Below are 12,758 nucleotides of genomic sequence, written 5' to 3' on the forward strand. Positions count from 1 at the left end.
CGATCCCTCATGACGGCTCTGCTGCATTCGATTGACACGAAGGGCGTCGCGATCCTGACGCTGAACCGGCCCGAGAAGCGCAACGCGCTCGACTCCGAGCTCATTGGCCTTCTCAAGGACGCCGTCGAAGAATTGGACGCGCGAGCGGACGTTCGGCTCATTACACTTGAAGGCGCCGGAGATTATTTCTGCGCCGGCGGCGATATCGGCTCGATGAGCCGCGTCGCCCAGGGCTCGTCCTACGCGAATGAGCAAGACGCCCTGGCGCTGGCGCGGATGCTCCATGTTGTAGACGCTGTATCAAAGCCAACGATCGCCCTGGCCAAGGGCGTCGTCGTCGGCGGAGGCGTCGGCCTTCTCGCCTGCTGCGATATCGTAATCGCCGCCGATGACGCGTCGTTCTCGCTCAGCGAAGTGAGGCTTGGGTTGCTGCCGGCGATCGTCGCGCCTTTTCTCATTCGCGCGATAGGGCTGCGACAGCTGCGCCAATATGCTTTGACGGCGGAACGGTTCTCCGCCGCCGAGGCGCAGAGGCTGGGTCTCGTTCATCGCGTGACGCCAAGGCTCGAGGTCGGCTTGGCGCATGCCGCGATCGTCGCCGATTTGCTTCGCGGCGCGCCTGGCGCGCAGGCCGACGTAAAAGGCTTTTTTTCCGAATGCTATGGCCGCGGCGTTGATGCAGAACTCTTGCGCGAGGCTGCGCTCCGACTGGCTGCGAGGAGATCAAGCGCGGAGGCGCAGGAAGGTCTTTCGGCCTTTCTCGAAAAACGCCCGCCCAACTGGATTGTGGCCGATTGAGATGATGCGCAAGCTCCTCATCGCGAACCGCGGAGAGATCGCTTGCCGAATCATGCGGACAGCAAAAAGACTGGGCGTCGCGACCGTTGCCGTCTATTCCGAAGCCGATACGCACGCGCTGCATGTCGAGCTTGCCGATGAAGCCTATTTCCTCGGTCCGGCGCCGGCGCGCGACAGCTATCTCGCAATCGAGAAGATTATCGACGTCGCTGAGCGTTCGGGAGCGGACGCGATACATCCGGGCTATGGCTTTCTTTCCGAGAACGCCGACTTCGCCGAAGCCTGCGCGGCGAAGGGGCTGATCTTCGTTGGACCGCCGCCGCGCGCGATGCGGCTTCTTGGTTCGAAGAGCGCGGCAAAGGCGGCGATGGCGGAGGCAGGGGCGCCCGTCGCGCCAGGTTCATGCAGCGGAGATGACTCTGAACTCACCGAAGCGGCGCGCGCGATCGGCTTTCCCTTGCTCGTGAAGGCTTCGGCCGGCGGCGGCGGCAGGGGCATGCGCATCGTTCGAACGCCCGAAGAACTGTCGTCGACGATTGACAGTGCCCGGCGCGAAGCGCGCGCCGCGTTTGGCGACGATGCGCTGTTTATCGAAAAATATTTCGGCGGCTTTAAGCATGTGGAGATCCAGATCTTCGCGGACTCGCATGGCGGCGTCATATCCTTTTTCGAGCGCGACTGCTCGTTGCAGCGCCGGCGCCAAAAGATCGTCGAAGAGACGCCGTCGCCCGGGCTGACGCAGTTTCTGCGCGCACAGATGAGCGAGGCTGCGATCCAAGCGGCGCGTGCGGCTGGTTATGTCGGGGCTGGCACGGTCGAATTTCTGGTCGGTGACGATCGCTTCTACTTTCTCGAAATGAATACGCGGCTGCAGGTCGAACATCCGGTGACGGAGATGGTTTCCAACCAGGACCTCGTCGAATGGCAGCTGCGCGTCGCCTGCGGCGCGCCGCTTCCCCTGACTCAGAACGATCTGAGGATGAGCGGCTGCGCGATCGAGGCGCGAATCTGCGCCGAAGATCCGGCGTGCGGATTCATGCCTTCGGCCGGCGAAATTATTCACTTTCGGACGCCGCAGCATGCGCCTTTCCTGCGCATCGACTCGGGCGTTCGGGCCGGGGATCGCGTCACGCCGTTCTACGATTCGCTCCTGGCGAAGCTGATCGTTTTTGGCGAGACCCGCGCGCAGGCGCTGGCTCGCCTGCAGGCGGCGCTTGATGAGGTCGAGATCATTGGCGTCGCCACCAATCTCGATCTGCTGCGGGCGATCTCGAAGAGCGATGCGCTGGCGCGCGGGGATTACGACACGGAGTTCGTTACGAACAATGTCGACACGCTGATTGTCCCTGCCGCGACGGACGAAGATTTGGACCACGTCCTTCTTGCGGCGGCCGGCGCGACCCTTCTGTCGCGCCTCCGGCGCACGGCGCTTGAGGCGAGCAGAGCGGTCGGCGACGAATGGTCGCCCTGGGCCGAAGTCAACGCATGGCGCCTCTATGACTCCACCGGCTACGAATTCGCTGTTACGCTGGCGGGACGAACGCTTGCCGCCCACTTGATGCGCCCGCAGGACGACGGCTTTTCGCTGATTTGTGGCGGCGTTGAGACGTCGGTGGAAACTCGTAGGATAGGCGATCGCCTCCTCTTGCTTGTCAACGGCGTGAAGCACGAGGTCGCAGCCGTCGTTGTGGACGACGGTGTGGTCATCGTTCTGCGCGGCAGGAACTATCTCCTGAAGTGGCTGCAGACGGCGACGTCTGAGCAGGGCCATGGACCATCCGACGAGCGTCTGCTTGCGCCGATGCCGGCGACCGTCACGCATGTCGCCGTGACGTCGGGCGATGTGGTCAGCAAGGGCGAAACGCTCGTGGTTCTGGAAGCGATGAAGATGGAAATCGCCATGGCTGCGCCGCATGATGGCGTCGTCAAGAGCGTCGCCTGCGCAGTGGGCGACATGGCGAAGGAGGGCGCCGAACTCGTTACGCTGACGCGAAAGGAGGGCGCATGAGCGTCCCCTCCCGAGTCAGCGTCGTTGAAGTCGGCCCTCGCGACGGTCTGCAGAACGAGAAATTGACGCTATCCCCGCAGATCCGAGCCGATTTCATCAATCGTCTTGCGGCCGCGGGACTTACCCGCATCGAAGCCGGCAGCTTCGTCTCGCCGACGGCCGTGCCGCAAATGGCGCACACGGACGAGGTTCTTGCGCTAGTCCACAAGCAAAATCTGCGGCTGAGCGTGCTCGTCCCAAACCTACGCGGACTTATCGACGCCCTCGCCGCCGGCGCCAGCGAAATCGCGGTGTTCGCCGCGGCTTCCGAGACCTTCTCCGAGCGCAATATCAACTGCTCGATCGAGGAAAGCCTTGAACGATACGCGACAATCGTCGCAGAGGCGCGCCGCCACGGCGTCATGGCGCGCGGCTATGTCTCCTGCGTCTTGGGCTGTCCTTACGAAGGAGCGGTTGATGGCGCAAGGGTTGCCTCAGTCGCCGGCGCGCTCCTGGGGATGGGATGCTTCGAGGTGTCGCTCGGCGATACGATCGGCGTCGGCGCGCCGATACAAGCGCGCCGATTGGTCCAACGCGTGGCGCAAGTTGCGCCTCTCGACAAAATCGCCGTGCATTTCCACGACACCTACGGACTGGCGCTCGCCAATATTTTCGCTTGCCTCGAAGCCGGCGTCCGTGTCGTCGACAGTTCGGCCGCCGGCCTCGGCGGATGTCCGTTCGCGCCTGGCGCCGCCGGCAATGTCGCGACCGAGGACGTCGTACATATGTTGCAGCGAATGGACATCGAAACTGGCGTGTCGCTCGATCGACTCTTGGAGGCAGGGGCTTTCGCCTGCGCCCAGCTCAATCGAGCCCCGGCGAGCCGTGTTGCGCAGGCCTATCACGCAAAATGCGGCGGTCCGGCCGACGCGTGATGAACGCGAGCAGCCTCTCCATTGCCTCTCTGCACGGGAATAGAGACCATGCGCATGGAACGCCGGCGGGAATTTCCAAAACGCGCAGAAGCGCCCGCCGGATGCGTCTATCCCGTATTGCGCAAACCGGCCGCAACGCCATTGATCGACATTAGGATGCCCTCGCGAATGTCTTCGCCGCGTTCTCCCGCGCGATGGCGGCGGATCAGCTCGACCTGCAGATAGTTGAGCGGCGCGATATAGGGGAAGCGGTGCCTGAGCGAGCGCGCGAGGGTCGGATTGTCGGCGAGCCGCTCCTTCGAGCCGAGAATCTTTTCGAGCGCCTCGTTGGCGCGTGCATGTTCCGCCTCGATCATGCCGAAAATGCGCGCGGCGAGCGCCCGGTCCTCGACGAGTCCGGCGTAATGATGCGCGATCGACATGTCGGTCTTCGACAGGATCATGTCGATGTTCGAGAGCAGCGCGCGGAAGAACGGCCATTCCTCGCTCATGCGGCGCAGCAGCGCGAGCCGCGCCTTCTCGTCTTTCTCAATGAAATGCGCGATCGCTGAACCAAAGCCGTACCATCCGGGCAGCGCCACGCGCGACTGCGCCCAGGAAAAGCTCCACGGGATTGCGCGCAGGTCTTCGATTCGGCGCGACGGTTTGCGCGAGGCGGGACGCGAGCCGATATTGAGCGAGGCGATTTCGGAGATCGGCGTCGAGGAAAAAAAGAAATCGACGAAGCCTTCGGTTCCGTAAACGAGGCCGCGATAGGCGGCCATGCCGGCCTGCGACAATTCTTCGGCCGCTTCCAGAAACTCCGGCGGCGGAGTCTTGTGCTCGGAGAGCAGCGTCGCTTCGAGCGTCGCTGCGACAAGCAGTTCGAGATTGACGTGGCCGATCTGCGGATTGGCGTATTTGGCCGCGATGACCTCGCCCTGTTCGGTCAGACGGATCTGACCGTTCACCGTGCCGGGAGGCTGCGCCAGAATGGCGTCATAGCTCGGCCCGCCGCCGCGCCCGACGGTCCCGCCGCGGCCATGGAACAGGCGCAGGGTCACATTCGTCAGGGACGCGAAAAATTCCGCCAGCGCGGTCGAGGCGCGGTAGAGCTCCCAGATGCTCGTTAGGATGCCGCCGTCCTTGTTGGAGTCGGAGTAGCCCAGCATGACGTCCTGCTGCCCGCCGGAATTGACGACAAGCTTGAGGATGCCGGGAAGCGCGTAAAACTCCTGCATGATCGGCGCGGCGTTGCGCAGGTCCTCGATGGTTTCGAAGAGCGGAACGATGATGAGATCGGCGACGACGGCCTGTGTGTCGCGCGGATCGAGCGTGCCACGCATCAGGCCGCATTCTTTTTGTAGCAGCAGAACTTCAAGGAGGTCGCTGACCGTTTCGGTGTGGCTGATGATGTAATGGCGGATCGCCTCATCGCCATAGAGTCGGCGCATCTCGCGCGCGTGCTCGATGATCGTCAATTCGCTGGTGGAGCGGTCGCTATAGGTCGCGCCCGGCAGGCGCACCGGCCGCGGATCACTGAGCAATCGCATCAGCAACTGCTGCTTCTCGGCCTCAGGCAGCGCGGCGTAATCGTCGACGATCCGGGCGATCTTGAGAAGTTCGGCGATCGTCTCCTCATGCCGATCCGAGCTTTGCCGCAGATCGAGCGTCGCCAGATGAAAGCCGAAGACTTCGACGGCGCGGATCAGCGGCTCGAGCCGCTGCGTGGCGATGACTTCGCTGTGATGCACCCGCAGCGACTCATCGATGGTGACGAGATCGGCGAGCAGCGCCCAGGAATTGGCGTAAGGCTCGCCCGGCGCGACGGCGTGGCGCGCCGCCTGGCCGCCGGTCAGCTTCTCCAGTGTGCCGGCGAGGCGGGAGTAAACGCCGATGAGCGCGCGGCGATAGGGTTCGTCGTCGCGGTGCGGATTATCGTCGCCAGAGCGCGCCGCAAGCTCTTCGAGCGCCTTGGTGCAGCCGGCGTAGCGTCGCGAGATCGAAAGTTCGGCGCCAAGCTCATGCACTTCGATGAGATAAAAGCGCAGCGCGGTTTCGCATTGCATGCGCATGGCGGTCGAGAGCGACTCCGCCGTCACATTGGGATTGCCGTCGCGGTCGCCGCCAACCCAGGCCCCCATGCGCAGGAAGGGCGGCACGCGCAGTCCTTCGAGACGCTGTTCGATGTCGGCGTAAAGGCGCGGAATCTCGCGCAGGAAGGTGCTGCGATAATAGCTCAGCGTGTTCTCGATCTCGTCGCGCACGGTCAATCGGGATTGGCGCAAGAGCTCGGTTTGCCAAAGTTGCGACACGCGGGCGCGAAGCTGCATCTCGTTTTGCGCGCGATCGGCCTTGCCGCGCATATGTTCGCGCGCGGCGAGCAGCTTGAAGATGGCATGTTCGGCGTCGAGCAGGCTTTTGCGGCGCACTTCGGTGGGATGCGCAGTCAGCACCGGCGAAATCCAGCCGCGGGCCAACGCCTGGGCGATCTTGCCGGCCCCGATCGAGGCCTTGCGCAGATGCGCAAGGGTCGTGGCGAGGCTTGGCGCGCCGGCGAAGGCGCCGCTCGCCTGCGCGCGCGCGCGCTGCTGCAGGGGATGCAGGTCTTCGGCGATGTTCGCAAGATGCGAAAAATAGCTGAAGGCGCGGATCACGGTGCGCGCCTCCTCCGCCGTCAGCGAGCGCAGCAGCGCGTCGAGATTTCTGTCGGCTTCGGCGTCCCCGTTGCGGCTCGCGGCGACGGAGAGGCGCCGGATGGTCTCAATGCGCTCGAACGCGCCGCTCCCCTCATGTTCGCGCACCGCGTCGCCGAGAAGGCGTCCGAGCAGGCGAATGTCGTCGATAAGGGATTCGTCGCCCTTCAAGGCGTCGGGCTCCGTTGCCGCCGCTGGAGATGGCGTGACGGGTTTTTCCTGCGCCTGCGCTTCGAGCTGCATACGATCGCGGCCTTTGAAATTTTTCCGCGCCTCAGGGCGCGCCCAGGGCAGCTATAGCAGGCTTCGGGCGCCTTTTCGACGCGTCCAGCGTTCGGCGCGCCTTCCGGCTGTCGCGCGCGCTCCTAAAAGCCGAAGAAATCCGGCTCCTCCCGGTAGTATTTCCGAAAATCGGTGGGAGACAGCTGCTTCCGGCAGGGTCGCGACAGATACGGCATATACCGCTTGAGGCAATTCTCCATCTCGAAAATAAAGACGGTGTTGCCGCCGCAGAACCGGTATGCGTCGTAGGCGCAGGCCTTCTGCTCGGCCGCCATGTCGTCGGACGTGTTGCCCGCCCAAGTGTTTACGGCAAGAGCCGGCGTGACGCCGCTCGCCGCGCATAGGAGCGCAAGGAATATGGCTTTCAGCACGAGAACCTCGCTGAATTTGCGACCCTGACGTCGCCAGCAGAAACTGCTGCAGACCGGACTGTTTGACAAGGCCGCGGCGACGCGCTCCGTTCATAGAGGCGCCAGAATAACGGGCACTTGTTCGGCGCGGCTGGGCCCCTTATAGACTCGGCGCCACGTTCCACCTCATCCCCAGCGCGCGCGCAAATGGTTAAGCCATGCTCGACACAACGGAAATAGCTATCTTCGCCGCGGTCGGCTTGGTCTTCGCCCTGGGCCTTGTGGCGCTCTGCCGATGGTGGGGCGCTCCGGCCCAGCGCATCGCCGCCTATGCGCTGATCGCGCTGTCCTTCCTGTATGTCGGCTTCGCCTTTCGCGCCGAAGAGCCTGGCGCCTGGGTCGGATTCGAGATGACCGGCGTCGCCGTTTTCGGCACGCTCGCCGGCATGTCGATCATCGGCTCCCCCTGGTGGGTCATCGCAGGCTTCGCGCTGCATCCGCTCTTCGCAATTTACTTTCACTATATCGGCGCAGCCTCGCAATTCGCTCCCGCGCCCTTCGTGATCGCCAATGCGGCTTTCGACGTGGCGACGGCGCTGTTCGTCGCTTATGCGGCGTTGCGCGGCGCGCGCAACAAGGCGCCGACCCCGAGCGCGACGTCGGCGCCGCAGCAGCGCAAGCTCGCCGGGCGCTCGCAGCATCGCTCGGAAAGCCGCGACACCGGAGGTCCGGCGTGAACGCGCCCGTCGAGTTTTCGCTTCGTTTTGACTGGCGCGTCGAAGAGATCGTCGCCCTCCACGATCAGGCGCTGCTCGATCTCGTCGCGCAGGCGAACGCCGTCCATCGCCGCTTTCATGACGTGAATGACGTGCAGAAGGCGGCGCTGCTGTCGATCAAGACCGGCGGCTGTCCGGAAGACTGCTCCTATTGCCCGCAATCGGCGCATCATCGCGAAGTCAAGCTCGACCGAGTCGAACTCATGGACACGGCGGAGGTGCTCGCCGCCGCAAGAACCGCGAGGGAAGCTGGCGCCGACCGTTTCTGCATGGGTGCGGCCTGGCGGTCGGCGCCCGAAGGCAAGCGCTTCGACGCGGTGCTCGACATGGTGCGCGGCGTGCGCGCACTCGGCATGGAAGCCTGCGTCACGCTCGGCATGATCGACGAGTCGCAAGCGAAGCGCCTCGTCGACGCCGGACTCACCGCCTACAACCATAATCTCGACACCGGCCCGGAGTTCTACGGAGAGATCATCACCACCCGGACCTATCAGGACCGTCTCGAGACGCTCAAAGCGGTTCGCGGCGCAGGACTCGAGATGTGCTGCGGCGGGATCATCGGCATGGGCGAAAGCGTGCACGACCGCGCTGGCATGTTGCAGACGCTGGCGTCTTTCGACCCGCATCCCGAAAGCGTGCCGATCAATGCGCTGGTCGCCGTCGAAGGCACGCCGCTCGCCGGGCGCGCGCAGATCGACCCGCTCGATCTCGTGCGGATGATCGCGACGACGCGCATTGTCATGCCGAAGTCGCGGGTGCGGCTTTCGGCCGGCCGCTCGTCGCTGTCGCGCGAGGCGCAAATCCTCTGCCTTGTCGCCGGCGCCAATTCGATCTTCTACGGCGAGAAGCTGCTGACGACCGACAACGCCGGCGTCAATGCGGACGATGCGCTGTTCGCCGCGCTTGCGGCGCGCGAGGCGCGCGCGCCCTCGGCTTCCTAAACGCCTTCGGTCGGGCCGAAAATCGCTTCGAAATTCTTGCGCAGGGCGGCGTCGACCGCCTGCATGTCAGCCGTCACGCCGAGGTCCGCAAGGCTGGTGACGCCAAGATGCGCGTCGCGCACGCCGCAGGGCGCAATCCCTGAAAAATGAGTCAGATCCGGCGCGACATTGAGCGCGACGCCGTGAAAACTCACCCATTGCCGCAGCCGAATCCCGATCGCGGCGATCTTGTCTTCGGCCGTCTCGCCGAGCGATCCTTTGGGCTTCTCCGGCCGCTCGACCCAGACGCCAACGCGCGCCGCGCGGCGTTCGCCGGCAACGCCGAAATCGGCAAGCGTCGCGATGATCCAGGATTCAAGCGCGCAAACCAGCGCGCGCACGTCGCGCCGGCGGTGCGTCAGATCGAGCATGACATAAGCGACGCGCTGCCCCGGTCCATGATAGGTGAACTGGCCGCCGCGCCCGGTGCTAAAGACGGGAAAGCGCGCGTCGAGCAGATCCTGCGCCTTCGCCGAAGAGCCGCCGGTATAGATCGGCGGATGTTCGAGGAGCCACACGCATTCGCGCGCGTCGCCAGCTGCGATCGCCGCGGCGCGCGCTTCCATAAACGCGACCGCCTCTTCATAGGCAACGAGACCGTCGCTGACGCGCCATTCGACCGGCGGCGCGTCTGCGCGCGCGCGCATCGCTGAGGCGTCGACGGCTGGCGCAGGCGGGCAGGCGGCTTGGCTCATCGTGTCATTTTACACCGATTCAAGGGCTAAGCGTTCCGCCGCTTGTCATCTGAGGGCCGATTTGTTAGACGCAGCGCGCCGGCGCTGCGCGTTAAGCGGAGCGCCCTTGCGGCCGTGGCGGAATTGGTAGACGCGCTAGCTTGAGGTGCTAGTTGGGCAACCAGTGGAGGTTCGAGTCCTCTCGGCCGCACCAAGGTTAGCGCCCCGGATGCGCCCACGAATTGCGGCGCCGCAGCGGGCAAACATCAGCCACATTCCCCAAGGCAATATGCTTGCGCTGGCGCTTGGTCAGCACGAGCCGCCCGCCCGGTCTCGCCAAGGGGCGAAATGCCCTGGTTTGCAAGACCTTTTAGCGGGTTCGACGCCGGCTCTTTTCGTTCAACTGCGCCCGGAGAGGGAAGCATGGATGTATCGTTAAGAGACCATCGCGGGGCGCCGCCGAAGACCGACAACATCGAAACGCGCGCGCGCTATGCGTGGCATGATATCGAGGCCGATTGGCGGGTTGCCGCGCCGCGGCAGATCGGGCCGCGCCGCCAATCCTATGCGATGGACTTCGATCGCAACTTCGAAAGGGTCGAGCGCTTCTTCTGCTACGGCGCGGCGGCGCTCGTCATCGTCGGCACCGCGATCGTCGTCGTTTCAGCGTTCTGGGGCGAGCTTCCGCAGAATGTCGATCCAGCTGATTCACTGACGCCTCAAAGGATAGCCGCTTCCGGCGCGGCGGGCGCCGCGACCTCGCAGGCACCGCTGGCGCATTCGCGCTTGCATGAACAGCCGGTCTCGATTGTGGCCGGGCCGGTGGAGCCGGCGCCGACGCATGAACGCGCCGCCGCACAGGAATCGGAATCGGCGCCCGTTGCGCAAGAGTGGATCGCAAAACTCGGTCCCGAACCGGACTTTCTCAACGCCGACGTCGCGGGAAGGCGTGGATCGGCGGGAAGCAGGGCGGAGGATGGCGCGTCCGAGACCGAAAAGTCTGAGTCGGCCGCGCCAGAGGCGCTGAAAAGAAAGTGCCAAATCAGGATTTCAGGACGCGTGCTTGAAGGCGCCGCCTGTCAAGTCACGCGAAACGGCGGCGCGGTGAGTTTCCGATATTCGGGTCAGACGCTCACGCTTTCTCCTGTTAGGGGAAAAACCTGGTCAGCGGTCCTCGCCGGCAAGACTCTCGGCAACGTCTATAAAAGCGGCTCCTGCTGGGCTTCGAAAAGCATCTATATCTGCGATCGCGGCGCGCTCTGAACTGCGTTTCGCGCAGGCTCAGGGGTCGCCCGATTTCGGCGCCTCCTGCGCGCCATGATCATGCTCATGGGGCGCCAGCTTTGCCTTCGGTCCGAGCGTCTTGGCGATGATCGGCTCCGTCGTCGAAGTCCAATCAGCGCCAGCGGCGGCGATCGGGGTGGGCGCGTCGCCAGGCCTGATATGGACGAGCGAATAGCCGCGCGTCTTCAGCTCGCGCAAAAACTCGGGCAGCATCTGAGCGGTGATCGCTTGAGAGTCGTGGAATAGCACGATGCCTTTGCGGTTCTTTTCGAGCCGCGACAGCACGAGGTCGAGTTCGGCCTTGGGCGTCATTTTCGACCAGTCCGAGGCCCAGAGATCTGAGCCGAAAACTGTATAGCCGCGACTGGTCAGATCGGCGACGAGTTCGGGCGTGTCGGCGAATCCTGGAAAGCGGAAGAAAGGCGCCGCCTTCGCGCCAAGCGCCTTGTCCACGGCGGCGATCCCCTTCTCGATGTCCGCCTTGGCGGCGTCCTCGCTCATGAGCCTCAGCGTCTTGTCCGGGTGGCTGTAGGAATGATGGCCGATCGTGTGGCCTTCCGCGGCGGCGCGCTTGACGAGCGCCGGCAGGCTTTCCGCATTTCGGCCGATGAGGAAGAAGGTCACGCGCGCGCATTCCTTGGCGAGCGCGTCGAGCACTTGCGGCGTCGGCGCCGCCGGTCCGTCGTCGAAGGTCAAAACGACCTCGTGATCGTGAAGGTCAAGCGTGCGCGGATAGGATTGCAGGCCGATCGCCGTTCCCTTGGAGCGGTCGATTTCTATCGTGCGCGAAGTTCCCAGCGCGTCGGGCCCGCAGGTCCGTTCCTCGGCTGCGCCGCTCTGGGCGGCGAAAAGCCCTGCGAACAGGGACGCCAGAACGACTGCGAGGTTTGGTTGGAGCGCGGCGGCGGCCGGCGCTTGAGGTCTTTTCGTCGTGGGAAAAATCATCGTCATCGCGCCTTGCCGGTTTGATTTCTCGCGCCCCCGGGTTAAGAGCGCGACCACAATATAGCGCGGGACCGCCTATGCCGCTCGATCATGAAGATACGGCGACCGCCGCCGAGGACTTCCGCGACGACGGACCGTCTCTTGGTCGGGAATTCGTTCTCGACGTCGAAGGCGCGATCGCGCTCGGCGACTCGGATCGGGTCCACGAGCTCGTCGGCGACCTCCATGAGGCGGACCTTGGCGCCCTGCTGGAGCTTTTAAGCCACGAGGCGCGGCCGCGCCTCGTCGAATTGATGGGTGCCGACTTCGACTTCACGGCCCTGATGGAGGTCGGCGAAGCGACCCGCGAGGAAATCCTCGAGGAATTGCCGGTCGAGACCCTCGTTGAGGGCGTGCGCGAACTCGAAAGCGACGACGCCGTCGCTATTCTCGAGGCTCTGGAGCCGAAAGAACAGGACGAAGTTCTCGACGCGCTGCCGGCGCAAGAGCGCATCGTCCTGCGCCGCTCGCTGGATTACCCCGAGGATTCGGCCGGTCGCCTGATGCAGACGACGTTCGTCGCCGCGCCGCCATTCTGGACGGCGGGGCGCGTGCTCGATTTCTTTCGGGAGAGCGGCGAAGAAAACCTTCCCGAAAGCTTCTTCGAAGTTTTCGTCGTCGATCCGAGCTACCACCTGCTCGGCACCGTTTTCCTCGACGCGCTGGTGCGCGCCAGGCCCGCTGCGCGACTTGACGAAATCATGCAGGAAGATCGTCGGCGGGTGAAGGCGACCGAGGACGGCGCCGAGGCGGCGCGGCTCTTTGAGCGCTACAATCTCGTCTCCGTCCCGGTCGTCGACGTATCCGAACGTCTGGTCGGCGTTCTCACCATCGACGACATCGTCGACGTCATCCAGGAACAGGCGTCCGAAGAAATCCTGGCGCTCGGCGGCGTGAACCCCGAAGAAGAGCTGACCGACGATTTCTGGTGGATCGTCCGAAGCCGTTTCACCTGGCTCTTCATTTACATGCTGGCCGCTTTCGTCACCTCCTCCGTCCTCAAGACCTTCCAGTTGCAGCTCGAACAGATGGT

General features: G+C 64.3%; 11 protein-coding genes and 1 tRNA gene. 8 read left to right on the plus strand and 4 right to left on the minus strand.

The features are described 5' to 3' along the window. The first annotated feature begins 9 nt into the window (after positions 1–9). Genes QZ964_RS09575 through QZ964_RS09585 form a run of 3 tightly spaced genes read left to right on the plus strand, consistent with a single transcriptional unit; the run spans position 10 to position 3,720 of the window. Positions 10–798 (plus strand): enoyl-CoA hydratase-related protein, encoded by a 789-nt coding sequence (locus QZ964_RS09575; RefSeq protein WP_292531232.1) that lies wholly within the window; start codon positions 10–12, stop codon positions 796–798. Between the two features lies 1 nt (position 799). Beyond that, the gene (locus tag QZ964_RS09580) at positions 800–2,806 is read left to right on the plus strand and encodes a biotin carboxylase N-terminal domain-containing protein (RefSeq protein ID WP_292531233.1); all 2,007 of its coding nucleotides are present in this window, start codon (positions 800–802) and stop codon (positions 2,804–2,806) included. Beyond that, a complete protein-coding gene (locus QZ964_RS09585; protein WP_292531234.1) occupies positions 2,803–3,720 on the plus strand; it encodes a hydroxymethylglutaryl-CoA lyase in 918 nt (305 codons plus the stop codon). Before QZ964_RS09580 ends, QZ964_RS09585 begins: the two co-directional genes overlap by 4 nt. Before the next feature lie 107 nt (positions 3,721–3,827). Here the strand turns inward: QZ964_RS09585 and ppc are convergent, their stop codons facing one another. Both ppc and QZ964_RS09595 read right to left on the minus strand, forming a co-directional pair. After that, positions 3,828–6,638, minus strand: coding sequence for a phosphoenolpyruvate carboxylase (gene ppc, locus QZ964_RS09590; RefSeq protein WP_292531235.1), 2,811 nt, complete (start codon positions 6,636–6,638; stop codon positions 3,828–3,830). Positions 6,639–6,760: 122 nt separating this feature from the next. Then, entirely contained in the window at positions 6,761–7,048 is a 288-nt protein-coding gene (locus QZ964_RS09595) for a hypothetical protein (protein ID WP_292531236.1), read from the minus strand. A 197-nt stretch (positions 7,049–7,245) separates the two neighbouring features. Here QZ964_RS09595 and QZ964_RS09600 point away from each other — a divergent pair, with 197 nt between their 5' ends. Together QZ964_RS09600 and bioB are read left to right on the plus strand one after the other, a co-directional pair. Continuing rightward, positions 7,246–7,764 carry a PTS sugar transporter subunit IIA gene (locus tag QZ964_RS09600; protein WP_292531237.1) on the plus strand — a complete coding sequence of 173 codons (519 nt, stop codon included), beginning with the start codon at positions 7,246–7,248 and terminating at the stop codon, positions 7,762–7,764. Next, positions 7,761–8,744, plus strand: a complete 984-nt coding sequence (gene bioB / locus QZ964_RS09605) for a biotin synthase BioB (RefSeq protein WP_292531238.1) — start codon at positions 7,761–7,763, stop codon at positions 8,742–8,744. Before QZ964_RS09600 ends, bioB begins: the two co-directional genes overlap by 4 nt. Here the strand turns inward: bioB and lipB are convergent. Next, entirely contained in the window at positions 8,741–9,430 is a 690-nt protein-coding gene (gene lipB, locus QZ964_RS09610) for a lipoyl(octanoyl) transferase LipB (RefSeq protein ID WP_292531248.1), read from the minus strand. The genes bioB and lipB overlap by 4 nt on opposite strands. Positions 9,431–9,586: 156 nt before the next feature. Here lipB and QZ964_RS09615 point away from each other — a divergent pair. Both QZ964_RS09615 and QZ964_RS09620 read left to right on the plus strand, forming a co-directional pair. Further along, positions 9,587–9,671 (plus strand) — tRNA-Leu (locus QZ964_RS09615). Between the two features lie 209 nt (positions 9,672–9,880). Further along, complete coding sequence (locus tag QZ964_RS09620) at positions 9,881–10,720, plus strand: hypothetical protein (protein ID WP_292531240.1); 840 nt, start codon at positions 9,881–9,883, stop codon at positions 10,718–10,720. Positions 10,721–10,738: 18 nt separating this feature from the next. Here QZ964_RS09620 and QZ964_RS09625 read toward each other — a convergent pair whose 3' ends face one another. Next, positions 10,739–11,686: a polysaccharide deacetylase family protein gene (locus QZ964_RS09625; protein WP_292531242.1), complete on the minus strand. Its 948-nt coding sequence runs from the start codon at positions 11,684–11,686 to the stop codon at positions 10,739–10,741. Between the two features lie 77 nt (positions 11,687–11,763). Here QZ964_RS09625 and QZ964_RS09630 point away from each other — a divergent pair. Beyond that, the coding region (locus QZ964_RS09630; RefSeq protein ID WP_292531244.1) for a CBS domain-containing protein at positions 11,764–12,758 on the plus strand (995 nt) is incomplete at its 3' end.

It is taken from the genome of Methylocystis sp. (assembly GCF_021731785.1).
Classification (GTDB): domain Bacteria; phylum Pseudomonadota; class Alphaproteobacteria; order Rhizobiales; family Beijerinckiaceae; genus Methylocystis.